This is a genomic window from Streptomyces sp. A0642, from assembly GCF_004795105.1.
In the GTDB taxonomy this organism is placed as follows: domain Bacteria; phylum Actinomycetota; class Actinomycetes; order Streptomycetales; family Streptomycetaceae; genus Streptomyces.
The window spans coordinates 19,449-44,752 of record NZ_SSBL01000010.1 but is presented as its reverse complement, the minus strand read 5'-3'; the positions used below and the strand labels follow the sequence as shown (position 1 = coordinate 44,752).

At 71.1% G+C, this 25,304-nt stretch carries 17 protein-coding genes and 1 pseudogene; 11 read left to right on the top strand and 7 right to left on the bottom strand.

From position 1 onward, the window contains the following. Positions 1-62: 62 nt before the first annotated feature. On the top strand, positions 63-644 hold the full coding sequence (locus tag E6R60_RS19045; protein ID WP_136327796.1) for a sigma-70 family RNA polymerase sigma factor: 582 nt from the start codon (positions 63-65) through the stop codon (positions 642-644). 133 nt (positions 645-777) lie between these two features. Here the strand turns inward: E6R60_RS19045 and E6R60_RS19040 are convergent, their stop codons facing one another. The 3 genes from E6R60_RS19040 to E6R60_RS19030 all read right to left on the bottom strand — a co-directional run bounded on the left by E6R60_RS19040 (position 778) and on the right by E6R60_RS19030 (position 5,588). Next, complete coding sequence (locus E6R60_RS19040; protein ID WP_136327795.1) at positions 778-2,736, bottom strand: acyl-CoA synthetase; 1,959 nt, start codon at positions 2,734-2,736, stop codon at positions 778-780. An 85-nt stretch (positions 2,737-2,821) separates the two neighbouring features. Then, the gene (locus tag E6R60_RS19035; RefSeq protein ID WP_136327794.1) at positions 2,822-4,273 is read right to left on the bottom strand and encodes an amidase; all 1,452 of its coding nucleotides are present in this window, start codon (positions 4,271-4,273) and stop codon (positions 2,822-2,824) included. 247 nt (positions 4,274-4,520) lie between these two features. After that, on the bottom strand, positions 4,521-5,588 hold the full coding sequence (locus E6R60_RS19030) for an Lrp/AsnC family transcriptional regulator (RefSeq protein ID WP_136327793.1): 1,068 nt from the start codon (positions 5,586-5,588) through the stop codon (positions 4,521-4,523). Positions 5,589-5,791: 203 nt separating this feature from the next. Between E6R60_RS19030 and E6R60_RS19025 the strand changes: the two genes are divergently transcribed. The 5 genes from E6R60_RS19025 to E6R60_RS19005 are packed head-to-tail and all read left to right on the top strand — an operon-like array spanning position 5,792 to position 12,219. Next, entirely contained in the window at positions 5,792-7,360 is a 1,569-nt protein-coding gene (locus E6R60_RS19025) for an ABC transporter substrate-binding protein (protein WP_136327792.1), read from the top strand. Then, entirely contained in the window at positions 7,360-8,355 is a 996-nt protein-coding gene (locus E6R60_RS19020; protein ID WP_136327791.1) for an ABC transporter permease, read from the top strand. Before E6R60_RS19025 ends, E6R60_RS19020 begins: the two co-directional genes overlap by 1 nt. Beyond that, positions 8,355-10,193 (top strand): dipeptide/oligopeptide/nickel ABC transporter permease/ATP-binding protein, encoded by a 1,839-nt coding sequence (locus E6R60_RS19015; RefSeq protein ID WP_136327790.1) that lies wholly within the window; start codon positions 8,355-8,357, stop codon positions 10,191-10,193. The genes E6R60_RS19020 and E6R60_RS19015 overlap by 1 nt, the downstream gene beginning before the upstream one ends. Further along, the gene (locus E6R60_RS19010) at positions 10,190-10,981 is read left to right on the top strand and encodes an ATP-binding cassette domain-containing protein (RefSeq protein WP_136327789.1); all 792 of its coding nucleotides are present in this window, start codon (positions 10,190-10,192) and stop codon (positions 10,979-10,981) included. The genes E6R60_RS19015 and E6R60_RS19010 overlap by 4 nt, the downstream gene beginning before the upstream one ends. Next, positions 10,978-12,219: an amidohydrolase gene (locus tag E6R60_RS19005; RefSeq protein ID WP_136327788.1), complete on the top strand. Its 1,242-nt coding sequence runs from the start codon at positions 10,978-10,980 to the stop codon at positions 12,217-12,219. The genes E6R60_RS19010 and E6R60_RS19005 overlap by 4 nt, the downstream gene beginning before the upstream one ends. A gap of 11 nt (positions 12,220-12,230) precedes the next feature. On the opposite strand, the pseudogene E6R60_RS19000 reads toward E6R60_RS19005, so the two are convergent. Then, positions 12,231-12,476 (bottom strand): annotated as a pseudogene (locus E6R60_RS19000) (LysR substrate-binding domain-containing protein); the annotation flags it as partial. Positions 12,477-12,528: 52 nt separating this feature from the next. Continuing rightward, the gene (locus tag E6R60_RS18995; protein WP_136327787.1) at positions 12,529-16,191 is read right to left on the bottom strand and encodes a LamG-like jellyroll fold domain-containing protein; all 3,663 of its coding nucleotides are present in this window, start codon (positions 16,189-16,191) and stop codon (positions 12,529-12,531) included. A 406-nt stretch (positions 16,192-16,597) separates the two neighbouring features. On the opposite strand from E6R60_RS18995, the gene E6R60_RS18990 reads away from it, so the two are divergent. The 5 genes from E6R60_RS18990 to E6R60_RS18970 all read left to right on the top strand — a co-directional run bounded on the left by E6R60_RS18990 (position 16,598) and on the right by E6R60_RS18970 (position 22,709). Then, positions 16,598-17,641 carry a LacI family DNA-binding transcriptional regulator gene (locus E6R60_RS18990; RefSeq protein ID WP_136327786.1) on the top strand — a complete coding sequence of 348 codons (1,044 nt, stop codon included), beginning with the start codon at positions 16,598-16,600 and terminating at the stop codon, positions 17,639-17,641. 154 nt (positions 17,642-17,795) lie between these two features. Then, a complete protein-coding gene (locus E6R60_RS18985) occupies positions 17,796-19,040 on the top strand; it encodes a sugar ABC transporter substrate-binding protein (RefSeq protein WP_136327785.1) in 1,245 nt (414 codons plus the stop codon). A 20-nt stretch (positions 19,041-19,060) separates the two neighbouring features. Further along, positions 19,061-20,032 carry a sugar ABC transporter permease gene (locus E6R60_RS18980; protein ID WP_136327784.1) on the top strand — a complete coding sequence of 324 codons (972 nt, stop codon included), beginning with the start codon at positions 19,061-19,063 and terminating at the stop codon, positions 20,030-20,032. Then, positions 20,029-20,880, top strand: coding sequence for a carbohydrate ABC transporter permease (locus E6R60_RS18975; RefSeq protein WP_136327783.1), 852 nt, complete (start codon positions 20,029-20,031; stop codon positions 20,878-20,880). Before E6R60_RS18980 ends, E6R60_RS18975 begins: the two co-directional genes overlap by 4 nt. Before the next feature lie 89 nt (positions 20,881-20,969). Beyond that, positions 20,970-22,709, top strand: a complete 1,740-nt coding sequence (locus E6R60_RS18970) for a trehalase family glycosidase (protein ID WP_136327782.1) — start codon at positions 20,970-20,972, stop codon at positions 22,707-22,709. A gap of 103 nt (positions 22,710-22,812) precedes the next feature. Here E6R60_RS18970 and E6R60_RS18965 read toward each other — a convergent pair whose 3' ends face one another. Both E6R60_RS18965 and E6R60_RS18960 read right to left on the bottom strand, forming a co-directional pair. Then, positions 22,813-23,808, bottom strand: coding sequence for a polysaccharide deacetylase family protein (locus tag E6R60_RS18965; protein ID WP_136327781.1), 996 nt, complete (start codon positions 23,806-23,808; stop codon positions 22,813-22,815). A gap of 89 nt (positions 23,809-23,897) precedes the next feature. Then, a complete protein-coding gene (locus tag E6R60_RS18960) occupies positions 23,898-24,920 on the bottom strand; it encodes a glycoside hydrolase family 11 protein (protein WP_136327780.1) in 1,023 nt (340 codons plus the stop codon). Between the last annotated feature and the right edge of the window lie 384 nt (positions 24,921-25,304).

Here is a 25,304-nt window from a genome sequence, read left to right as displayed (position 1 = left end):
CTGTTCTCCGCGCACGCGGGTGAGCACGGCACGGAACACTCGAACAGGATGGGGCGTCTCTCATGAACGGGATCATGGAAACGGGGACCACTGCCCTCGCCCCGGCCCGGCCGGATGCCCGGCGCCCCGCACCGGACATCGACTGCGACGCCTTCATCAGGGACATCTACGACCGGTACGGCCCGTTGCTCGTCCGCTATGCCGCGCGTCTGCTGGACGGTGACTGGCACAAGGGGGAGGACATTCTCCAGGAGACCGCGGCCCGCGCCTGGAAGCACGCCACGTACCTGGGCAGCCGCAACGAAAGCCTCAGACCGTGGTTGTTCACCGTGGTCAGAAATCTCGTCATCGATCATCACCGGGCTCGCCGGACAAGGCCGCTGGAGCTCGTGCCCGTCGAGGACGGGAACGCCTCCAGCGACAACACGGCGTCGACGATCGACTCCCATGTGGTGTTGCAGGCCCTGGGGGAGCTCAACGAGCAACAACGCACCGTCATCTGGCTCATGTACTACCTGGAGTGCAGCGTCAGCCAGGCCGCCGAGCACCTCGGCATACCGCCCGGCACCGTCAAGAGCCGTGCCTTCTACGCCGTGCGGGCGTTGCGCAAAGCGCTGGAGAAGCAGGGGGTCCTGGGGGTGTGACCGGGGCGACGGCCGTGTGCACGGCAGGTTCTGGTTCTCCACCCGTCCTGTCACGAGGCCGTTCACCGTACAGACCTCGGCCGGGGGTCCCTGGTCCCGCGCATGCCGGCAGCGGTCCGATGCCGAGCCGGTGTCATGGCCGGCTGTCGGTTCGTTCGTCGGTCCCGCGCCCGGTGCCGTGGTCGGTGAACGCCCAGGCGACGTCGTACGGGGCGAGTTGGGCGATGATCCGGTGGCGCCGGCCGGGATCGGCGACGGGAGGAAGGGAAACCATGGGGCGGCCGTCCGCCAGTTCGCATCGGATCCGCTCGTCGGCGACATCGATGCCGAGGCCGGCCAGGGCTGTGGAGATCGCGCGCCGCGTGGAGTCGAGGCGCAGGGGGACCTTGGAAGGTTTGCCGATGTCGGTCACAGGCAGCGCCGGCAGAACGATGACGTCCTTGGGGGCGGCGGCTCGCTCGGGTACGTGCTGCGCGGCGAAGGCGATCAACTCGTCGGGACCGGTGCCGGTCGTGCCGGGCCTGAGGGTGACGTAGGCGACGGGGACCTCGCCGGAGTGGGGGTCGGGGCGTCCGACGGCGCTTGCGCCGGTGACGGCCGGGTGGGTGAGGAGGGCGTCCTCGATGACGGCGGGGTCTATGTTGTGGCCGCCGCGGATGATCAGGTCCTTCGCGCGGCCGAGCAGGTGGATGAACCCGTCGGAATCCACCCGCGCGAGGTCGCCGGTGTTGAGCCAGCCGTCGCGCACACTGCCGAGGGTGTCCAACCGCGGTCCGGTGTCGTCGTGGCCGACGACGTAACCGGGGAAGACGGTGGGGCCGCTGATGGCGAGGACGCCCGGCTCCCCGTGCGGGAGGTCGTACCAGGTGCCGTCGGCCTCGATCCGTACCGTCTTCACCTGCTGGTACGGCATGCGCTGGCCCGCGGCCTCCGGGCGCTGGTGCTCGTGCAGGAAGCTCCGAGCGCTGCCGCAGGTGGCCTCGGTCAATCCGTACCCCTGGCAGAGGGGGACGCCGGTGTGGTGCTCGAACGCCGCACGTACCGTCGGCGGCAGAGGGGACGCGCCGACGATGGCGAAGCGCAGCGAGGTGATGTCCGCGTCGACCGGGATCCGGGCGAGGGCGGCGTAGACGGTCGGGACGGCCGAAAGGGTGGCGATCCGGAAATGCGCGACGATCTTCCAGAAGGCCGCGAAGAGCGCCGGTTCACGGTAGCCGAGAGGGCCGGTCCACACACTGTGCTGACCGCGGAACAGCGGTGCCAGCAGGGTGACGACCAAGGCGTTGACGTGGAACAACGGCAGTCCGGCGAAGAGTACGGAATCGAAGTCCAGCGTGCTGTTGGCCGCGATCATCCAGGCGTCGGTCACCTCGTTGGCGTGGGTGTGCGCGGCCAGCTTGGGGGCCCCGGTGGTGCCGCCGGTGTGGAAGTACGCCGCCAGGTCGCCGGCCTTGGGAGGCACCACACCGGGATGGAGTTCGGCCGGCTGGGCGGCGGCCTCGACGTGCAGATAGGCGACGTGGACCCCCTCGATCGGTTCCAGCGCGGGCGCGGGCTCGGGGGCGCCGACCGGACGCAGAGCGAACAGCGCCGAGCAGCGGAGTGACGCCGCCGCGGTACGGGCCGTCCGCCATGCGTCGGCGTCGAGTTCGGGTCCGGCCGCGACCAGGACCCGTGCCCCGCCCAGACGCAGCAGCCGTTCGGCGTGTCCGGCGGCGAGCGCCGGGTTGACCGGTGCCGCACAGCCCACGAGCTGGGCGGCCAGGAGGGTGGCCGGCAGCAGGCCGGCGTTGGGGGTCAGCAGGCCCACCGCGGCGGTGCGGCCTACGCCGTGCAGATGGAAGAGATTGGCGATGCGGTGTACTTGATCGCGCAGTTGCTCGAAGGACGCGGTCTCGCCGCGCGTCCACTGCTCCGCGCTGGGCAGCATGGTGAGGGCCGGCCGGTCGGGCCACAGTGCGGCGGCGCGTGCCAGTACGTCGTACGTGGAACCGGGCAGGCCGCGGTCCTCGAGCGCGATGGACTCGATCGTCGTCAGGGCGCCCGGCTGGTCGTATGCCGGCCAGAGCGGATCGGGTTCGGCGGCGTTCACAGGAACTGCCTTTCGAAGGTGAGCTGGTGGTGGTGGAGGTGGGGCCGACACGCTTTCCTGCGTGGGCGGGGCGTCGGGACAGCCCTTACGGCAGGCCCTCCTCGACCTGGGCGTACGACCAGGGGCGGAGGGTCTCCAGTGCCTTGCCGATCCGGAAGACGGCGGGGTCGTCGTAGGGGTGGCCGACGATCTGGAGGCCGGTCGGGATCCCCCAGCTCGACATTCCGGAGGGCACGTTGAGCACGGGGCAGCGGTTGTTGATGTTGAAGGGTGTGGTCATGGCGCTCCACAGGGTGTCGGCCACTTCCTCGCCGTGCACCACGACCTTGTCGCCCGACAGGTCGTCGCCCGCGTGCCAGCCGGGAACGGCGGTGGTGGGGCAGATCAGTGCGTCGAATCCGTCCATGGCGGTGGCGAGGGCTCGTTGCAACCGGTGTTCGGCGCGCAGGGAGTCGAGGTAACTCACCTTGGTGCGGGCGTGGTTCATGGTGTCGGCGAAGGCGAGCGTGTACGGGCTGAGCAGGTCGCGGTGGGTTTCGGCGGCCTCGACGACGAGGGCGCCGAAGAGGGTCGAGAAATGGCCGGCGACCGCGGTCAGCAGGTCGAGGCGCGTCCAGGGGAGGGTGATCTCCTCCACGTACGCGCCGGCGTCGGCGAGGGTCTGGGCGGCGGCGCGGGTGTGCGCCTCGATCTCCGGGTGGACGTCGTACGCGCCGAGCCGGACGCACAGGGCGATACGTGCGCCGGCCGCGTCCGCGTACGCGGTGGGCACGGTCAACTTGGGGCGGATCGAGGCGTGGTCGCGGGCGTCGGGGCCGGCCAGGACGTTCTGGAAGGCGATGACGTCGTCCACGGTGCGGGCCATGGGACCGTCGCCGCGGTAGTGGTCGGCGGCGAGCACGCCGAGGCCGGGGTTGCGTCCGTAAGGGGCCTTGAAGCCGACGGTTCCCGTGAAGGCGGCGGGGATGCGGGTGGAGCCCCCGATGTCGGAGGCCGAGGCGAGCAGGGTCGTACCGGCGGCGAGGGAGGCGCCCGCGCCGCCGGAGGAGCCGCCGGGGGTGAAGTCGGGGTTCCAGGGGTTGCGGGTGATGCCCCACATACGGGAGTGCGTGTAGGTGCTGAGGGAGAATTCCGGGGTCGCCGTGCGGGCGTGGATGATCCCGCCCGCGCCGAGGATGCGGTCGATCACGGGGGCGTTCTCCGTGGCGATGCGGCCTTCGTGGGCGAGTGAGCCCTCGGTCAGAGTGCGGCCCAGGATGGCGTGCTTCTCCTTGGCCGCGACCGGGATGCCCTCCAGCGGACGGGGGACCAGGCCGCCTTTGCCGAGGTAGCGGGCCTCGGCGTGCCGGGCCTGTTCCAGGGCCTCGTCGAAGAGCCGCTCCGTGAAGGCGTTGATGCGTGGTTCGACCTTCTCCGCACGCGCGACGACGGCCCGCATGAGTTCCACGGGCGACAGCGCACGGCGGGCGAAGAGCCGAAGCGCGTCGGTGGCGCTGAGGCGGACGAGGTCGTCGCCGGCGGGGGTGCGGCTGGACATGGGAGTGGCGTCCTTCCCGTGCGGAGGCTGAGGCCGACGGGGCGATGAGCCGGTCGGCCGACATGCCGGCCGACCGGCTCATCGACCCGCCGGCGGTGGTGTCAGCCTCAGGGACCGGCCCCGTCCGGCCTGCGGATTGCATGAATCCGCCAGGACCATGGGCTGTGTGCTGGAAAGCGCCGCTGCGGGCCCGGGAAGGAGTGACTCGGACCGCCCCGACGGGAGGGGACGGTCCGGACGGGGTGGTTCAGGCGATCGGGTGCCACGGATCGACCGGGACGCAGCCGGTGCTGCGGCCGTCGTCACCGAGCAAGCGGCCCATGCGCTTGATCCAGCGCAGGTTCACCGCTCGGTTGCGTACGCGCAGGGAGCTGATCCGTGCGGCGGCCTGGGCCTCGTAGCGGCCCAGGTCGTCCAGGGCGTGCAGCCACACCACGCTCAGCAGGTTCGCCTCGGCGGACACCGACGCCGCCATACGGGTGCTCCGCAGGCGGCTCAATTCGTCGCCCGCCGCCATGAGCTGGGCGGGCGGCACGGACATCCAGAGCGTCGCCGAGCTGCGCCAGCCCGCGTACAGGTGGGCGGCGTCGCAGCGCAGCACCGCTCTGCCGCCCTGGAGCAGCGAGTTCAGCGACCGTCGCACCGTTGACTCCGGACGGCCCAGTTCGGCGGCGATCGAGGTGACGGAGCGGCGGCCGTCCTCGGCGAGGACGCGCAGCAGGATGCGGTCCTCGGACGTGAGCGTGGCCGCGACGGCGGCGTGGGCGCCACCGTCCTCGGTCTCCGACAGGTCGCGCCTCTGGTCGCGGGAGAGGGAGTCCATGCGCCACTCGCTGCCGTCCCGGTGCACGTGCTGCACCAGGTGGGTGCGCGTGGCCGTCACCGCCTCGATACGGCCGAGGGCCAGCACGTAGGCGCTCATCGACGACATGGTCGCCGTGGCCACCGTCAGGAGCAGGTCGCACGATCCCGCCACCAGTTCCACGCTCATCGCCTGCGGATGCCCGCCAAGCTGCTCGGCCAGGGCTTCCCGGGCCTGCGGCACGCACGACACCTCGATCAGGGCGAGGGCGCCGTAGGTGACCTGGGAGGGAGACGCGTAACAGGTGACCCATGCCTCACCGCTCTCCCGCAGCCGGGACCAGCGGCGGGAGAGCGTGGCCGCGTCCACGCCGAGCGGACGGGCCAGCTGCGCCCAGGGGGCGCGGGGCGCCATCTGAAGGGCGTTGACGAGGGCAAGGTCGAGTTCATCGAGTGTTCCCCGGGACGGGGTGGTGGCGGCACTGAGGCCGACGGTCCCTGCTGATTCATGCATGCGATCCCCTCTCCGATGCGGATTCTTGCAATTGCGGGGGCGGGAGGGAAGTGGCCTGTTCTGTATGCCGCAACAGACCGCAGCACCGCCCGCGCTCCCGGACGTCGGCCGGCCCGGCCCACGGCCCGTGCGATTCCCCGGCTCGTACCACTCCTTCGCCCCGCTCAGCCCCCTTCTCGGTTCTCAGTCCTGGAGAGTCCTCCATGCCCCGTTCGCGGTTCCTCTCCGGCGCCATCACGGTCGCCGCAACCTGCCTCCTGGCCTCCGCCTGCACCACCGGTCCGACCGGCGGTCCTTCCTCGGGCGGCGACAAGGACCGGGCCACCGTCAAGGTCGGATTCACCTCCGACGTCACCTCGTTCGACCCGGCGAAGGGCGCGGGCTCGACGGACTACGCCGTCACGTCGTTGCTGTACCAGCCGCTGATCGGCCAGGACGAGGGCGGCACGTTCGTCGCCGGTCTCGCCGACACCTGGACGTCCACGCCGACGAAGACCTCGCTGACTCTGAAGAAGGGCCTGACCTGCTCCGACGGGTCGGCGCTCACCGCCTCGCAGGTCGTCGCCTCACTGGAGCGCTACCGGGCGAACTCGGCCGGCGCCCTGCTCACCTTCGGGGCCGCTAACACAGGGAAGAAGACCGCGATCACCGGCGACGACGCGGCCGGCACCGTCACCATCACCACCGCCACCCCGTGGGGCGAGGTTCTCGCCGGCCTGTCCGGCACCGCCGCCGGGATCGTCTGCAAGACCGGCCTCGACGCGGGCGCCGCCGCGCTCGCCCAGGGCCCCGTCAAGGGCGCGGCCACCGGACCGTACGAGATGGTGACGGCGCGGCGCGGCGCCTCGTACGAACTGCGGCTGCGCAAGGGATTCAAGGCGTATCCGCGGTTCGCCGCGATGCCCGCCGGGGAGCCGGCCGACCGCCTGCGCGTACAGATCTCCAAGAACGAGTCGACCCTCGCCAACCAGCTGCAGACCGGCGCCCTCGACCTGGCTCCCCTCACCGGCCCGGACGCCACCCGGTTCACGGGCAACGACACGTTCACGGTCGAATCCGCGCCGTTCATCCGCAACTACATCGCCTTCAATCAGCGCCCCGGGCGCCCGGGCGCCGATCCGAAACTTCGCAAGGCGATCGCGCAGGCGGTCAGCGTCAAGGCGTTCAACAACGTCTTCGGCGGTACCGGACAGCCCCTCACCTCGTACGTGGACGAGAAGGCGGCGTGCGTCTCCACCGACGGCGCCCTGCTGACCGGCACGGACACGGCTGCGGCGAAGCGGGTCCTCAAGGGCGTCAGCATCAAGCTGGAGGGATCCAACGCGGTCGCCGGCGGCGCGGGCAACTCCTACGTCGCCGAGGCCCTGCGCGCCGCCGGCGCCGAGGTGAAGCTCACCAACGCCGACAACGCCGCCTGGGCCACCGACGTCACCGCCAACCAGGGCGACTGGGACGCCACCGTCTTCCCGCTGATCAGCGGCACCCTCGCGCGCGGGGGCAGCTACTTCCTGGGCCCCGAACCAGCCAAGGGCGGCCTGAACTACGGCGCGGTGAAGAACGCGGTGTACGCCAAGAACTACGCAGCCGCCACCTCCACCACGGACCGCAACGCCAAGTGCGCCGCCTGGCAGAAGGCCCAGGAGGCGCTGCTCAGGGCCAACGACGTGATCCCGCTGGCCACGGTCGACGTGCACTACGTCGCCCGCAAGGGCGTCTCCTTCGCGATGCCGGGCGGGTCCCTCTCCGTCTCCACGCTCCGGGTCACCGGCTGATGGCGGCGGCACCGGCCGTCGGGGCGGCCGCGGGGGCCGGGCGCTCGGCGCGGCTCAGCCCCTGGGGCGACTTCCTCGTCCGGCGTCTCGTCGGGCTCACCGCCGTAGCGGTCACGCTCGTCGTCGGCACGTTCCTGATGGTGCAGCTGATCCCCGGCGACCCCGCGCGCGTGGTCGCCGGCGCCGAGGCGGCCCCCGCCGACGTGGAGCGGGCCCGCCACGACCTCGGCCTGGACCAGCCGCTGCTCGTACGGTTCGGCACGTACACGAGCGGGCTGCTCCGCGGCGACATGGGCGCCTCCTTCCAGACGCGGGAACCCGTGGCCCAGATCATCGGCGGCCGTCTGCCGTTCACCGCCGAGATCGCGCTCCTCTCCGTCCTCGCCGTGCTGGTGCTCGCCGTGCCGATCGGGCTTGCGGCCGCAGCACGCGGCAGCCGCCGCACCGACGCTTCGTTCACCTTCGTCACCGGGACGGTCGGCGCCACACCCGAGTACATCATCGGCACCCTCCTCGTCCTCGGCTTCGCGATCAGGCTGGGCTGGTTCCCGGCGGCGGGCGCCGAGACCCTCGCGTCGATGGTGCTCCCCATCGCCGCCCTGGTGCTGCCGGCCACCTGCGTGATGGCCCGCATCGTGCGCAGCGAGGCCACCCACGTCCTCGCCCAGGACTACATGCGGACCGCGCGGGGCCGCCGCCTGCCACCCCTGCGCCTGTACGCCCGGCACGCCCTGCCCAACCTGCTGACCGCCACGCTCACCCTGGGCGGGCTGATCCTCGCCGGGCTGCTCGGCGGCACGGTCGTCGTCGAGTCCATCTTCGCCTGGCCCGGCGTCGGGCAACGCGTCGTCGAGGCGCTCCTCGTCCGCGACTACCCCGTCATCCAGGGCTGCGTCCTGATCCTGGGGCTGGTCGCCGCTCTGCTCAACCTGCTCGTCGACGTCGTCCTCGCGCTGCTCGACCCCCGCACCCTGGCTGGAAAGGGAGGCCGCTGATGCGCCGCATCCGGTGGAACGCACCCTTGGCCGTATCCCTCGCCGGTTTCGGACTGATCGTCGTCCTCGGCATCGTCGCGCCTCTTCTGCTGGAGGACGAGGCGACCGCGCTGAGCGGCGCCGCCCGCGCGGACGTGAGCGCCGGACACTTGCTCGGCACCGACGTGCTCGGCCGCGACGTCATGGCGCGGACGCTGGTCGCCACTCGTCTCACCCTGGAAATGACCCTCGCCGCGACGGCGATCGCCGCGGTCGCCGGCATCCTCCTCGGCACCGGCGTCTGGGTGTCGGGACGGCGCGTCCGGGAGCTGGGCCTGCGCCTGATCGATGTGATGATCTCCTACCCGGCGCTCATCCTCGCGCTGGTGATCGCCACGGTCCTCGGCACCGGGCCCGTCGCCTCCGTCCTGGCGATCGGCCTGGGCGGCGCCCCCGCCTTCGCCCGCCTCACGGCGAACATGGCGGCCTCCGTGGCGCAGCGCGACTTCGTCACGCAGGCGCGCCTGATGGGCGTACCGCCGTACCGCGTGCTCGTCCGGCACCTCCTGCCGAACATCTCCGGGCCGCTGCTGGTACTGCTGTCGGTGGCCTTCGCGAACGTGCTCGTCGCCCTGTCGGGCCTCTCCTTCCTGGGAGTCGGCGTCCAGGCACCCGAATACGACTGGGGCGCGCTGCTCAACTCCGGCCTCCAGTCCCTCTACACCAACCCCGCCGAGGCGATCGGCCCCGGGGTGGCCATCACCGTCACCGGCGTCCTCGTGGGCTTCATAGGCGACGGCCTCGCCACAGCGCTCGATCCCCGCGGTGGGAGAACGAGGGCCGCAGCGGTACGGCCCACCGCCGTGGCCCCGCCCTCGCACCGGGCTCCCGCCGACGCCCTGGTGACGGTGGACGGCCTGGCCGTCGTCCTCCCGGACGGCACCCGCCTCGTCGACGACGTCTCCTTCCACGTCATGCCCGGCGAAATCGTCGGCCTGGTGGGGGAGTCGGGCTCCGGCAAGTCGCTGACGGCGATGAGCGTGGCCCGGCTTCTGCCGGAGGGACTGTCCGCCCACGCGGCGCGACTGACCTTGGACGACCTCGACCTGGCCGCCCCCGAAGCCGATGCCGAGCGTCTGGCGACCGAGATCGGCATCGTCTTCCAGGACCCGTCGTCCTCCTTCAACCCGGCGCTGCGGATGCGCGGTCAGCTCACCGAGACGCTCCGTGTCCACCAAGGGGTGAGCGGCGCGGAGGCGGGCCGGCGGGCCGTCGAGGCCCTGGAGCAGGTACGGATCAAGGAGCCCGCCCAGGTCATGAAGCAGTATCCGCACGAGCTGTCCGGCGGCATGCGGCAGCGCGCGATGATCGCCGCCGCACTGCTGCCCGGTCCGCGACTGATCATCGCCGACGAACCGACCACCGCCCTCGACGTGACCGTTCAGGCCGAAGTCCTCGACGTCCTGAAGGACGTCAACCACCGGCGTGCCACGAGCGTGCTCCTCATCTCCCACGACATCGGTGTCGTCGGCACGGTGTGCCACCGGGTCGTGGTGATGTACGCGGGACGTGTCGTCGAGGAACTGGCCGCGGCCGACCTGCGGGCGGGGCGCGCGCGGCACCCGTACACACGGGCACTGCTGGCCGCGAGCCCGCGACTGCGGGACACCGGAAGCGGGGAACGCGCACCGCTCGCCACGATCCCGGGCCGCCCGCCGGCCCCCGCCGACCGGCCGTCCGGCTGCGCCTTCGCCGACCGGTGCCCGGTGGCGCTCGACGCGGTCTGCGCGACCGAACGACCGCGTCTGATCGACGACGTGGCCTGCCATGCCGTACGACAGGAGGCACAGGTCGGATGACCTCATCCCCGCACAAGCTGGAAGTCGAGGAACTGACCGTCGCCTTCGGTCACGGACGGCGCATGCGAACCGTGCTGCGCGGCGTGTCCACCGGGGTCCGGACCGGGCAGACCCTCGGCCTGGTCGGCGAGTCCGGCTCCGGCAAGTCGACCATCGCCAAGGCGATCGTCGGCACCCACCCCGCCAGGACCGGCCGCATCCTCCTCGACGGAAGGGACGTCACCGGCCTCGGGCGCAAGGAGCTGGCCGCGGTGCGCCGTCGGGTGCAGCTCGTCTCCCAGGACCCGTACGCCTCGCTCAACCCGCGCATGACGGTCGGTGAGGCGATTGCCGAGGCCGTCGACCCCGTGCGGGCCGACGCCAGGAAGCATGCGGCGACCGTCGAACGGTGGCTGGGAACCGTGGCGCTGGACGGCTCCGCGGCCGACAGGTACCCGCACGAGTTCTCCGGCGGCCAGCGCCAGCGCATCGCAGTGGCCCGGGCGCTCGCCGTGGAACCCGAAGTGCTGATCGCCGACGAGATCACCTCGGCGCTGGACGCCTCCGTGCAGGCCGAGGTGCTCAACCTCCTCGAGGAGCTACGACGGTCCCTGTCCCTCACGATGATCTTCATTTCCCACGACCTGGCCGTCGTCCGCCATGTGAGCGACGAGGTCGCCGTCCTGTGTCAGGGCGAACTGGTGGAGCAGGGCCCGGTGCGGGACGTCTACCACGCCCCACAACACCCGTATACGCGCCGCCTCCTGGCGAGCGTGCCGACATTCGACGAGAAGGAGGAAGCGGTATGAGCGAACCGACCGCCGTCGCCCGCCTCACGCAGGAGATCACCGCCGGCTTGAAGCCAGCAGCCCTGGAGGACTTCTACCAGGATCTGCACCGCCACCCGGAGCTCGCCTTCCAGGAGCACCGCACCGCCGCGAAGCTCGCCGCGCGGCTGCGGGCGGCGGGCTACGACGTGACGGAGGGCGTCGGCCGCACCGGGGTGGTCGGTGTTCTCGCCAACGGCGACGGTCCGACCGTGTGGCTGCGCGGCGACATGGACGCACTGCCGGTGCAGGAGGCCACCGGTCTGGAGTACGCCTCCACCGTCGACGGCGTGATGCATGCCTGCGGTCACGATCTGCACGTCACATGGCTCGCCGGAGCCGCCGACGCGCTGGCCGCGGCCCGCGGCACCTGGTCGGGCACGCTCGTCGTCGTCGGCCAGCCGGCAGAGGAGTCCGGCGGCGGGGCGGCGGCCATGGTCGCCGACGGGGTGCACACCCGCTTCCCCCGCCCCGACGTGGTGCTCGGCCAGCACGTCACGCCCGGTCTCGCCGGGTTCTACCCGCACACCCCGGGGCTCACCATGTCGGCCTCCGACGACCTCGACGTCGTCGTCCACGGCGTCGGCGGTCACGGCTCCCGCCCCGAGTCGACGACCGACCCGGTGGTAACCGCCGCGTATATCGTCACGCGCCTGCAGACCGTCGTGTCCCGCGAGGTCGCGGCGGCCCACTCGGTGGTGCTGACGGTGGGCCAGTTCCACGCCGGTACGAAGCACAACATCATCCCTGCCGAGGCCCGCCTCTCCCTGAACCTGCGCACCCAGGACGCGAGCGTGCGGGAGCGCGTCCTCGGGGCCGTCCGCCGCATCGTGGAGGGCGAGTGCCGGACCGCCGGCTGCCCGACCCCGCCGGAGGTCACGGTCCGGCCCGGCTACCCGAACACCGTCAACGACACCGTCCTCGACGGCGAGATCGCCGCCGTGCACCGCGAACTGTTCGGACCGCTCACGGTGCTCGACTTCGGCCCCGCGATGGGCAGCGAGGACTTCTCACTCCTCGCGCCGGCGGGCGTGCCCTACGACTTCTGGTACGTGACGTCGACCCCGCCCCCGGTGTGGGAGGCGGCCCCCGGAGCGGACCTGGCCGAGAAGATCGGCAACGTACCAGGAAACCACAGCCCCCTGTTCGCCCCCGACCTTCCGGTGCTCCTTCCCGGTGTCCGGACACTGGTGTCGGCGGCGCTGAGCCGACTGGGGTGAGCGGCCCGGCCGACCACCAGGTCGGTGGTGAGGGCCAGTTGCAGCGCGAAGGCGGCAGTGGGTCCCGCGGCGACGACGCGCCGCCGGGGTCCGTGGGCGGCCAGCGCGTCGTCGACCGGGTCGCGCAGGCTTCCGCGCCGCGACACGGTGAGGTGTTCGGCGGCCGCGTAGCGCTCGGGGGCCGGCCGGCTCCCGCCGAGCGGGTGGCCGGGCCGGACCGCGGCGATCAGCCGATCCCGGCCGTACCGCACGACGCGGGGCCCCGCTGCCGGCAGGCCCCGCGCGCGTCACATTCCTAGGAGGACGGCCTCACCGCACCTCCCGCGCATACGGCGCGACGGTGATCCGGTCGACGAGGGGCGCGTACCGGGAGCGGAGCAGCACACCGGGGAACGTGTCCGAGGCGTAGGTCGCACCGTCGAAGTCCGGCAGTTCCTCCGAGCCGAAGGACACCGTGTTCTGTCCCTCCTTGAGGCGGACCGGGATGGTCAGCTCCCAGAAGTTGTTGCGGTGGAAGGTGTGCGGGAAGCCGACCCGCTGTATCCCGCCGCCGTTGACGGTGATGTCGGCGTGCCGGGCGAGCGGGTCCGGGTTGTAGTGGGTGGCTTCGGACTGTTCGGGGTTGGAGTAGCGGACGCGCAGCGCGTACAGGCCGGCCCGGTCGGCGGCGACGGTGAACGTCGCGGTGTTGCCGTTGCCGGGTGCGCCGCCGATTCCGGTGATCGCCGTGCCGCCGGTGGCCAGGGAGAGCGGGACGAGCGAGGCCGTACCCGCGAGCCGGGCGTCGCCCGCCTCGTACGTACGCGTCGTGAGCGCACCCTCGGTGGGTGTGACCGTGAGCCGGTCCACGAGCGCGCCCGACGAGCCCCCGGTCAGCGTCACCTTGTTGACGCCGCCCGAGAGCGAGACCGCCACGCTGGTCCGGCCCGGGGACAGGCGCAGGACCTCGTGCCCGTTGACGGCGAGCCGGGCGTCGGCGCTGCCGAGCGTGTCCACCTTGAGGGTGGCCTCGCGGTCGGCGGATGAATGGACCCAGAACGTAGCGGTCTGGCCCCGGCCGAGCCTGACCGCGCCCGAGCCGGTGGCAGGTGCCTGGGCCTGCGTCGGCACCGTGTACGTGGGCTGCGCCCCGCCGGCCGGCCAGGCCAGCTCGCCCTCGTACACCTGGGTGGCGGCCGAGGTGCCGGGAAGGGAGAGGAGCAGGCGGTCGACGATGGCGTCGCCCCGGGTGGCGCGCGTGCCGTCGGCGCTCTTCGCGGCGAGCGTCAGGGTGTGCTTGCCCTTGGTGAGCCTGACCTGGGTGTCGGCGTGGTCCCACACCACCCACTTGTAGCCGAGCGGCAGATACACCTCCTGTTCGCTGTCCGCCCTGCCGTCGACGCGCAGGAAGACGTTGGCGGGCCCCTGTTCCTTCACCTTGTCGAAGGTGTTGAGGGAGTTGGCGAAGACACTCAGGTCGTACGTGCCGTCCTCGGGCACGTCCACGCTGAAGTCGAGCGCGACGTCCGAGCCGGTGCGCAGGCCCCCCACGTCGTAGCCGCCGGAGGTGTAGAACTTCGACACGTCCCGGGGCGAGCCCTCCGGGCCGTTCTTCGAGTAGCCGGAGCCGGTGTGGGCGGCGTCCTCCGCCTCGTACGACGACTTCCAGCGTGTGGACGGCGCCTGGACGCCCGTGGCCTTCCCGGCCGGGGTGAGGACGATCTCGTACGCCGAGGACTCCTTCAGCTTCGGCAGTCCGCCGTCACCGAAGCCGAAGCCCACCGTGCCGTCGTCACCGACCCGCACGTCCTGCTCCGCGAGCAGCCGCGGCCCGGGGGAGTCCCCGAGCTGGCCGCTCCACTCGATCTCCCGCACCCAGGCGTGCACCCGGTCGCCGAAGACCTCCTTCGGCACGTGGCCGAAGGAGACGTGGCCGTTGCCGGTGGACCCGCCGAAGAGCAGCCGGGACTGCTTCCTCTTCGCGTCGAGCGTGGCGACGCCCTGCATGGTGTAGTTCTCGCCGACGAACGGCGGGGTCACCTTCACCGTGTGCCCGCTCATCGAGGCGTACGAATGGAGCAGCCACCACTGGCCGTTGCCTCGGTTGGACTGCACCGCGGAGTCGGAGAGATTGCCGTCGATGTTCCAGTACGCGATGTCGGCGTCGACCTTGGACTCCTCGATCGCGGACACCCACTGGACCATCTGCCCCGGCACCGAGGTGTGGTAGTTGAACGCGTACTCGTTGATGTTGACGGGGAGCCGCGTGCCCTCCCTGGTGGTGCCCTCGAAGAGTTCCTTCTCCCACGTGCGGTACTTGGCGACGCTCTCGCGCACCGCCTCGGGGTGGCTCAGTTCGTGCCAGGTGATGACGTCGGGGAGGGTGCCGGCGGCCTGGGCGTGTGCGAGGAACCCCTTCACCTGGTCGAAGAGGACGCTGGTGTTGGGGCCGGCGATGCGGGCCGCAGGCATCCGGGCCTTGATGAGCCGGTAGAAGTCGTCCCAGGCGGCGAAGTAGGCGTCCGGGTCGTTCAGCCAGCTGACCTTGTCGTAGCTCCACTCGCCGGTGCCGAACATGTTGCCCTCGGGCTCGTTGAACGGCACGAAGACGACGTTGTCCTGATACTCCTTCGGCAGCTTCAGAACCTGGTCGACCTGCTTGACGACCTTCTCCCCGTACAGCTTGATCTTCTGTTCGGGGGTGTCTCCCGGCCACTGGTACGGGAAGCCCCGGTGGATGTCGGTCATGTAGATGTACACGTCACCGTTGGTGGAGTCGGCCAGCGGCTTGACCACCTCCAGGGCGTCCGCGCCGGGGTGCTGCGGGCCGTCCTGCGCCTTGGTGGAGACCGTGCGCAGCCCCATGCCCTCGATGAGGTTGTTGGTGGGGACGTCCGGTCCGTACACGCCGTAGAGGGTGCCGGACGCGCCGCCGTGGAACGCGCCGGTGTCCGAGCCGAGGTCGACGGCGAGCTGCCCCTCGCGGACCACGGTGACGGTCGCGTGCACCGTACGCCCGGCCGCCGATCCCGCGACGGTGAACGTGCCCGGCCGGGCGTACGCGTCGGCCGGAACGGCGTCCCAGGTGACCGGTGTGTCGCGGTCGTAGCCGTCGGAGAAGGAGGAGCGGACGGCAGCGGGGAGGGACGGAGCGGTCCCGGATGTGGTGCGGACCGCGAAGGACGTCTTCGAGAGCTCCGTCAGGGTGGGCGGGGTCCCGGCCGTGCCGGCCACCTGCTCGGCGCTGAGCGCCGCGTGCCACACGGTGAAGTCGTCGATGGCGCCCTTGAAAAGGGGGTCCGGATAGAAGGACTTGCCGAGGTATCCGGCTGTCGTGGCCGAAGGGTCGAGCAGATCCCCGGCCTTGACGCCGGTCGCGGCGGAGGAGACCGCCGCACCGTCGAGGTAGGTGGTGACCCGGCCGGCGGCGGAGTCGAGGGTGACGGTGACCGTCCGCCACGCGTCGGCGGGCAGCATCGCGTACCCGGCGGTCCGCGCCTCCGCGCCTCCTCCGCCGGTGGTCACGGCGGTCTGGAGTACGCCGTCGTTGTTGGACGGGGTGGCGAAGAGGTACCGCGTGCTGTTGGTGCCCAGGTCGAAGATCCGCTGCCAGGCCGACGTGTCGCCGCCCCACTTCACGCGGGCGGACACAGTCAGGTCGCCAGTCCCGCGGATCACTTCGCCGGGCAGGCGGACGTAGGCGCCGTCCGAGGCGGGCGCCCCGCCCGGCAGGGCCAGCGCCTTGCCTCCGTCGGCGCCGGTGACGGACCGCGCGGTGGATCCGTTGACCAGGCTCGCGGTCAGACCGTTGCCGGAGCTGTCGCCGATCCTTCCGGAGGCGAGATCGTCCTGGTCGAAGGTGTAGTGGGCGGCGGGCCGGGGCACGTCGGCCGCCTGCGCCGGCGCGGCCGGTGCGGCCAGCAGGCCCGCGCCGAGAGTCAGGGCCACGGCGGCCGAGCTCCGGCGCCGGGTGGATCTGTCAGCGGATGGCATGGAGAGCGTCCTCAATCCTTCAGTCGGGGGGCCGGTCCGCGGCCCTCCTGGGCCGGCGGACGTCCAGGTGCCGCTCCGTGCGGAGGGAGGGCCGGGGGAGGAGTACGTCGAACCCGTTCGGCCGGATGACCCGAACGGGAGGCCTGGACGTTCCGGGGAGCGGATGGGCCGGCTGCACCGGCGGACCGGGCCGCACAGGCCAGGTGTCTCGTCGGTTCGCCGGAAGGATCGCTTCGTCGAACCGGTTCGGCGAAGCTAGCACCGGGCCATGCGGCCAGCAATCCCTCCGACACAAGGAACTTCCCTTTGTTCGGTGGGATTTGGTGAAGTGTGACCCGGGTATTGACAGTCGCTCCGGCCGTTCCTACCTTCACTCCATGCGAACCGGTTCGATGGAGGAGTCACCGTGAACATCGGGGAGATCGCGCGCCGGGCCGGTGTCTCGCGGAGCACCGTGTCCTACGCGCTGAGCGGCAAGCGTCCGGTCTCGGACGACACCCGCAGGAAGATCCAGCAGGTCGTGGACGAGCTGGGCTACCAGCCCAGCGCCAGCGCCCGCGCCCTGGCCAACGGGCGGACCAGCACGCTCGGGCTGGTCTTCCCGCCGGCCGGGAACCACTACACCGGCATGCAACTGGACTTCATCGGCAGCGTGGTGGAAGCCGCCGCGGCCTGCGACTACGACGTACTGCTGTCGCCCAGCGGGGTGGACAGCGACCGCTCCTTCCAGCGGCTGCTGGGGGAGCGGCGCGTCGACGGTGCGATCCTGATGGAGATCCGCCTCGAGGACGACCGGGTGAACCATCTGTCCGCGGTGGACTTCCCCTTCGTCGCCATCGGCCGTACCGCGCGTCCCGAGGGCGGCTGGTGGGCGGGGATCGACCACACCGCGCTGGTGGAGGCGTGCGTGCACCATCTGGCGGACCTGGGGCACCGCCGAGTCGCCTTCGTCAACCGCCCCGAGCAGTTGCTGCGCACGGGGTACGAGTCCGCCCAGCGCGGTCTGGACGGCTTCACGAAGGCCGCCGCCGAGCGGGGGCTGACGGCCCGTACGTACTGCTGCGGGGACGACCCCGCTTCCGGCCAGACGTGTCTGGAGCGGATCCTGCACGACGATCCGGACACCACGGCCCTGGTCACCCTGAACGAGGCCGCGCTCGGCGGCCTCTACCGAGGGCTGGTCGAGGCCGGCCGCCATGTGCCGCGCGACTTCTCCGTCACCGGCGTCGTCGCCAGCCGCTGGGCCCAGACGGTGACCCCGCAGCTCACCGCGGCGGACGTACCGGCGGCGGAGCTGGGCCGCCTGGCCGTCGACCTCCTGGTCGAGCGGCTCGCCCACCCCGACGCACCGCCGCGGCACCACCTCCTCGTGCCACCGGTCTCCCTGCGGGCCAGCACCGGGCCGGTCGGCGCCACCCCTCCGGCGGACCCCGGGGCCCGTACGCCCTGACCACTCCCTGACCGCGCCCCGCGCGCCGGCCCCCCGGGCACCCGAACCGGCGGTCCGCGCAGTCCGGCATGCCCGCGGCCGCTCTCCACGCCCTCGCACCCTCCCCCTGCTCACCATCCTCGGCACCCGCGTGCTCAAGACGAAGGAACCCGCGATGAACAGCTCCACCAGAAAGCGCCGCCTGACGACCGTGGCCGCGACCGCTTTGGCCGTCGCCCTCGGCGCCACCGCCTGTGGGTCCTCGGGAGGCACCGGGGCCAAGGGCGCCGACGACGGCACGTACACCGTCTGGGACCCCTACCCGCAGTTCGCCAAGGGCGCCGCCTGGGGCAAGCTGCTCGACGCCTGCGGAGCCAAGGCGGACGTGAAGATCAAGCGCACCGGGTTCGACACCAGCGACCTGGCCAACAAGGCGCTCCTCGCCGCCCAGCAGGACAACTCCCCGGACATCCTCATCGTCGACAACCCGGTGGTCTCGACGCTGGCCGAGGCCGGAGCCCTCACGGCCACCGACGAGAACAAGCTCGACACCTCGGGCGTGGACGCCAACCTGCTTGCCGCCGGCCAGTCGGAAGGCAAGACCTACGGCACTCCGATCGGCGCCAACACCCTCGCCCTGTACTACAACAAGCAGATCCTGAAGGACGCCGGGGTGGACATCGCCTCGGTCAAGGACTGGCCGACCATGACGGCGGCGCTGGCGAAGGTCAAGGAGAAGGGCAAGAAGGGCATCACGTTCTCCGCGATCGGCACGGAGGAGGGCACCTTCCAGTTCCTGCCGTGGTTCTGGGGAGCGGGCGCGAAACTGACCGACATCGGCTCCCCGGCGGCCGTCTCCGCCCTGTCCCTGTGGAAGGACTGGCTGGGCAAGGGGTACGCCCCCAACTCCGTACTCAACAACACCCAGACCACCAGCTGGCAGGAGTTCGCGAGCGGTGACTACGCGTTCGCGGAGAACGGCACCTGGCAACTGGCCAACGCCGAGAAGGCGGGATTCGACTACGGCGTCCTGCCCATACCGGGCGCCACCGGCGGCAGCGCCGCCGCCCCGACCGGCGGCGAGTTCGTCACCCTCCCGGTGCAGGGCGACACCGGCCGCTACGCCACCGCGCGGAAGCTCGCGGCCTGTCTGACGAGCGACCAGAACCTGTACGACACCGACACCACCCTGTCGTACGTGGCCCCCACCGCCGAGGTGCAGGGCAAGCAGACGGCGGCCACCCCCGGGCTCAAGCCGTGGGTGGACGCGGTCAAGGCGGCCAAGGGCCGTACCAGCGACGACCTGGGCACCAAGTACCCGAAGATCTCGGAGCAGTTGTGGAAGGCCGTGCAGTCCGCCCTCAGCGGCTCGAAGTCCCCGCAGGACGCGCTCGCCGCCGCCCAGTCCGCCGTCAAGTAGCCGATCACCAAGGTCCGTCGATGAGCCACATGACACGAGTGCCGCTCGCCGGGTCCGATACCGGCCCCGGCGAGGCGGCCCCCGCCGCACCGCCCCCGCCGCGCCGCCGCCCCGCCTCCCAGCAGTGGGCCGCCTGGGCCTTCCTCACCCCGGTGACCCTCTACCTCGTTCTCTTCTACGCCTACCCCCTCTACCGCAACATCGACCTGAGCCTGCGGCACTACACCGTCCGCTCCTTCGTCCAGGGCGACGCCCCGTTCACCGGCCTGGAGAACTACAGGACGGTCTTCGCCGACGCGACGTTCCTCCCCGCCCTGCTCCACACCCTCCTGTTCACCGTGGTGTGCCTGGTCTTCCAGTACGCCATCGGGCTGGCGCTCGCGGTCTTCTTCCACCAGCACTTCCGGCTCTCCGCCACCCTGCGGGCCCTGTTCCTGGTGCCCTGGCTGCTGCCGCTGATCGTGTCGGCCTCCACCTGGTCGTGGATGCTCAACAGCGACTCCGGCATCGTCAACACCCTCCTGCACGGGGTGGGCGTCGACCCGGTGAACTGGCTGACCTCACCGAGCTGGTCGCTGGCCTCGGTGATCATCGCGAACATCTGGATCGGCGTACCGTTCAACCTCGTCGTGCTCCACAGCGGCCTGCAGTCCATTCCCGCGGGACTGTACGAGGCCGCGGCCCTGGACGGGGCCGGCACCTGGCGGCGGTTCCGGAGCATCACCTTCCCGCTGCTGCGCCCGGTGTCCGCGATCACGCTGCTCCTCGGGCTGGTGTACACGCTCAAGGTCTTCGACATCATCTGGATCATGACCAAGGGCGGCCCGGCGGAGTCCTCCACCACCTTCGCCACCTGGTCCTACCAACTCGGATTCGGCAACATGCTCCCGGCCTTCGGCCCGGGTGCGGCCGTCGGCAACCTCCTGGTGATCGCCGCCCTGGTCTTCGGCCTGGTGTACATCCGGGTGCAGCGAAAGCAGGCCTGGACATGAGCCGGAACACCCCGCACACCGGAGGAAGCGCGAAGCGCACGCGCACCTGGGGAAAGACGGCCATCGGCCTGGTGCTGACCGGGATCATGCTCTTCCCGGTCTACTGGATGCTGAACGTGTCCCTGACCCGCGACCGGAACATGCGCAAGAGCCCACCGGACCTGTTCCCCGTCGACGCCACCCTGGACGGCTACCGCACGGTCCTCGCCGAGCAGCTGCCCTACCTGGGCACCAGCCTCGTCATCGGCCTGGGCACCGTCGTCCTGACCGTGGCCCTGGCCGCTCCCGCCGGCTACGCCCTGGCCAAGCTGCGCCCGCGCGGCGGCGGCGTCCTCGGCTTCGTCCTGCTGGTCGCCCAGATGATCCCCGGCATCATCATGGCGATGGGCTTCTACGCCATCTACCTCAGCCTCGGCCTGCTCCAGTCCGTCCCCGGCCTGATCGTCGCCGACTCCACCCTGGCCGTTCCCTTCGCGGTGCTCATCTTCACCGCGTTCATGTCCGGCATCCCCGGCGAGCTGATGCAGGCGGCCAAGACGGACGGCGCCGGGCCCCTGCGCACCTTCTGGTCGATCGTCCTGCCGATGAGCCGCAACTCCGTCGTCACGGTGTCCCTGTTCGCGTTCCTGTGGTCCTGGTCCGACTTCGTCTTCGCCGGAACCCTGGTCAACGGCGGCGCCCACGAGCCCATCACCCTCGGCATCTACCACTACATCGGCAACAACAACCAGGAGTGGAACGCCATCATGGCCACCGCCGTCGTGGCCTCCCTGCCGGCCGCGGTCATCCTCGTCCTCGCCCAGCGCTTCGTCGCCGCCGGTGTGACCGCCGGCGCCGTCAAGGACTGACCGCTCTCACCACTCCTCCCCTGCCCCGCCATGGCCGTGCCGTCCGCCGGACGGCCGGCGCACCCTGCCCGAGAAACGAGTGACCTCTCATGACCGCCGCCCGATCCGGCCCGGCCTTCTCCGTCCAGGACATCCCTTTCAGTACGTACGGCTCCTGGTTCGACATCTCCCCGGTCCTGGCGGAGAAGGTCTGGGCCGAGGACCTCCACCTCGTCTCGCACCAGAACGGCATGCACGCCGTCCTGAGCCTCGTGCCGCTGGACGCCGCGACGGGGGAGCGGGCCGGGACCCGCGTGACGGCGGTTCCGGGCCTGCTGAGCTGGACCGGCGACCTCGGCCGTATCGATCTCGCCTACGAGTCGCCGGACACGGTGCGCCTGCGCGGCGCGGGGTTGCCGCTGCGCGTCTCGGCAGCGGTCCGGACGCTGACGCCGTTCAGCGGCGCCTACTTCTTCCACGACGCGTCCGCCGGCGCGTACGTGTTCACCTCGTACGAGACCGGTCGCCGCTACCGCGTCACCGTGCTCTCCGGCACGGTGACCGACGCCTTCGGCAGCCAGGCCCTGGGCGGCGCCGACCGCGGCCTGACCGTCGCCGCCGACGCGGACGGCCTCTGGGAGATCGCGATCGAGGAACTCGACACCGCCCGCCCCGCGTACGTCCGGACGGCGGCCTTCGACAAGATCGCCGAGGCCGCGCAGAGCTCCTTCGCGGACTTCGCCGACGCGGTCGCCCCCTGGCGCTCCTCCGCCACGCCGGCCGCCGAACTCGCGGTCTACGTCGTGTGGTCCGCGACCGTCCTCCCGGCGGGGATGCTCACCCGGCCCGGTGTCCTCATGTCCAAGCACTGGATGGACAAGGTCTGGAGCTGGGACCACTGCTTCAACGCCCTGGCCCTGGCGCCCGGCCGGCCCGGACTGGCCTGGGACCAGTACCACGTGCCCTTCGACCACCAGGACGGGACCGGGGCGCTGCCGGACTCGGTCACCCACTCCGAGATCCTCCGCAACTTCGTCAAACCGCCCATCCACGGCTGGGCGTTCGGCCACCTGCGGCGTCGGCTGACCACGCCGGTCAGCCGTGCGGACCTGGCCGAGACGTACGACAGGCTGACGCGCTGGACGGACTTCTGGCTCACCGCACGACGCGCGCCGGGCGCCGCCCTGCCCCACTACCAGCACGGCAACGACAGCGGCTGGGACAACGCCACCACCTTCGACCCCGAACGCGTGGTGGTCACCGCGGACCTGGCAGCCTTCCTCATCCTCCAGTTCCACGAACTCGCCCGGCTGGCCGCCCTCCTGGACATCCCCGGGGACGTCGACCGGTGGACACGGGCCGCCGGGGCGGCACAGACGGCGATGTTCGACGAGCTCTGGAGCGGTGAGCGGTTCGTCACCCGAGGGGTCGACAGCGGTGACACCTGGCACAGCTCCAGTCTCCTCGACCTGATGCCCATCGTGCTGGGCGAGCATCTGCCGCAGGACGTCGCCGCCGTGCTGGCCGCCCGCATCGAGGCCCACCTGACCCCGCACGGACTGGCCACCGAACTGCCGGCCTCGCCGCACTACCTCCCCGACGGCTACTGGCGCGGCCCGATCTGGGCCCCCGCCACGGTCCTCATCGAGGACGGGCTGCGCCGCGCCGGGCAGCACCGGCTGGCGGACGAGATCAGCGCCTGCTTCCGCACGCTGTGCGAGAACCACGGCTTCGCCGAGAACTTCGACGCCCTGGCCGGAACGGGCCTGCGGGACCGCGCCTACACCTGGACCGCCAGCAGCTACCTCCTGCTCGCCGAAGCGCATGTGAGCCGCGGTGGCGGCTCCTAGGGCGTGCCGAGGACCGCTTCGAGCCGTGGCCGGGCGGGGAGCGCGAGGGTGCGGCGCCGCGGGGGCGCCGCACACCGGGAACCGCGGCTGGTGACTCCGGTGGTCAGCCGGTGGTGCAGGACACCGTCGGCCAGACCCAGGAACCGTTGGTCTGCAGTGTCACCCCCCAGGTGTTACCGCTGCCGTTGGGCTTCGCGGTCAGGACCTGGGCGCTGGGGTACGACGCGCTGATGTTCCAGGTGGAGAGGATCTTCTCGGGGGAGGGGACGTTCATCGTGACCGTCCAGTTGCTGGAGCCGCTGACGGAGACGTTGAGGTTGTAACGGTCGCTCCACTGCTGCCCGGCGGACAGCGTCGCGGTGCAGCCACCGGTGCCCCCGCCCCCACCGGTCCCGCCGCCGGCGCTGCCGTCGGGCGCGACGGCCCGCCCGGTCTGCGGCGAGATCATGCCGGAGCACAGGCCACGGGAAGCGAGCGACTGGGCGATGCGCGGGATCGCGGCGAGGGTGTTGGCCGGCCACTCGTGCATCAGGATCACCTGGCCGTTGGTGAGCCGTCCCGCGGCCTGCACGATCGCGTCGGTACTGGCGCCGTTCCAGTCCTGCGAGTCGACGTCCCAGATCACCTCCGTCAGTCCGTACTTGGCCTCGACGGCCTTGAGGGTGGAGTTGGTCTCGCCGTACGGCGGCCGGAACAGTTTCGGTGTGCCTCCGCCCGCGCCGGCGATGGCCTGCTGGGTCCGGGAGAGCTCCGAGTCGATCTCGGCCTGGCTCTTCTGGATGAGATGGGGGTGCGTGTAGCTGTGGTTGCCGACCCACATGCCGGCATTGATCTCGGCCTGCACCTGCCCCGGGTAGGAGGCGGCGAACTGGCCCTCGTTGAACATGGTGGCCCGCAGACCGTTCTGCTTGAGAGCGCTGAGGACGGCGGGGGTGTGGTCGTTGGACGGGCCGTCGTCGAAGGTGAGGCCCACGTAGCCGTTGCAGGTGGCGGCCTGTGCGGGGGCGGCGGCCGTGGCGGTCAGGCCCAGGGAGGCCGTCGCGGCGAGAGCGAGTCCGACGGCCAGAGCGGCCGGGCGAAGGCGGGGAAGGAGATGCATGGGGGTCCTCCTGGTGGCGGAGGTCCGGCCGCGCCGAGGAGCGCGGCCGGACGCGGGGTGCACGTGAGGGAAGCGGCGAGCCGGTGGGATCAGCCGGCGCTGCAGCTGACCGTCGGCCACGTCCAGGAGCCGTTGGTCTGGATGGTCGTTCCCCAGTTGTTGCCGCTGCCGTTGGACTTGGCCACGAGGGTCTGGCTGTCCGGGTAGCTCGCGCTCACGTTCCAGGTCGACAGGACCTTCTCGGGCGAGGGGACCTTCATGGTGACGGTCCAGTTGCTGGAGCCGGAGACGGAGACGTTCAGGTTGTAGCGATCGCTCCACTTGTCGCCCGCGGAGAGCGTCGCGGTGCAGCCGCCGGTACCGCCCCCGGTACCACCGCCCGTGCCGCCGCCGCCCGTGCCGCCGCCGGAGCTGCCCTCACTGACGGTGATGTTGGAGCTGCCGCTGCTCTGGTAGCCCTCGGTCGCCATGATCATGTAGTTGAAGGAACCCATGTTCATGCCGTGGCTCGCCCAGGCGTCGAAGTGGTTGCCCGTGGTGATGGTGCCTCCCGTCCGCTTCGACTGGCGGACGCTCCAGTACTGGTTGAAGGTCTTCGTGCCCTCGATCGAGGGCTGGTTCACCCGGGTCGTCTCGTAGATGTCGTAGGTGCCTCCGTCGCTGGTGACCGTGCCCTTGAAGGTGCCGGTGGGGCGGTAGGTGCCGTAGTTCTCGACGACGTAGTACTCGACCAGCGGGTTGGTGGTCCAGCCGTAGAGCGCGAGGTAGGCGTTGCCCGACGGGTTGAAACTGCCGGAGTAGTTCACGGACTTGCGTCCGCCGGTGCTCCAGCCCTTCCCACCGACGAAGTTGCCGACGTTGCTCCACTGGTAGCCGTAGTTGCCGCCCGAGCCCAGCGTCATCGACACCGAGCCGCCGCCATCGCTCCAGTTCGAGTAGTAGAAGCCGTTGTTGGTGCCGGTCTGGTTCGAGTTGATGACGGTGTCGGCGCTGGCGGCATTGGGCACCAGCAGCACGGCGACCGCGGCCAGGGCGATGGCCCAGGAGCTCCGCAGCAGGGTCATGAAGGGGGCGGGTCTGCGCCGGCGCGGCGATGGCACGGATGCGCTCATGTCGGTGTCCTCCAGGGACTGTTTTACGTACGGGTGACGCCGGACGGGTCTTCACCGACTGCTCTCAACGCGAGGGCAGCGTCGCGTAGTTGGGATGACGCGGCTGTCGGCGGGGGTGTCCGGTCCGATCAGGGAGTCTTGATCTGCCCCTGACAGCTGTCAATACTTTCGGCAGTTATTTCGAAAGCTTCGGACGCGGTGAAGGCATGCCGGGTTGCTCAATTCCGCAGGTCGACGTGCAAGTCCATCCAGTACTCATCGAGAAGGTTGATGGGTCGGGTGTGAGTGATCCGAGGGATGCCATGCACTGCTTCGAAACTTTCGAACGCGTGAGGGGGTGGTAACCGGAAGTTGATCCGGCGGTACCGCCGACCTCCCTTACGC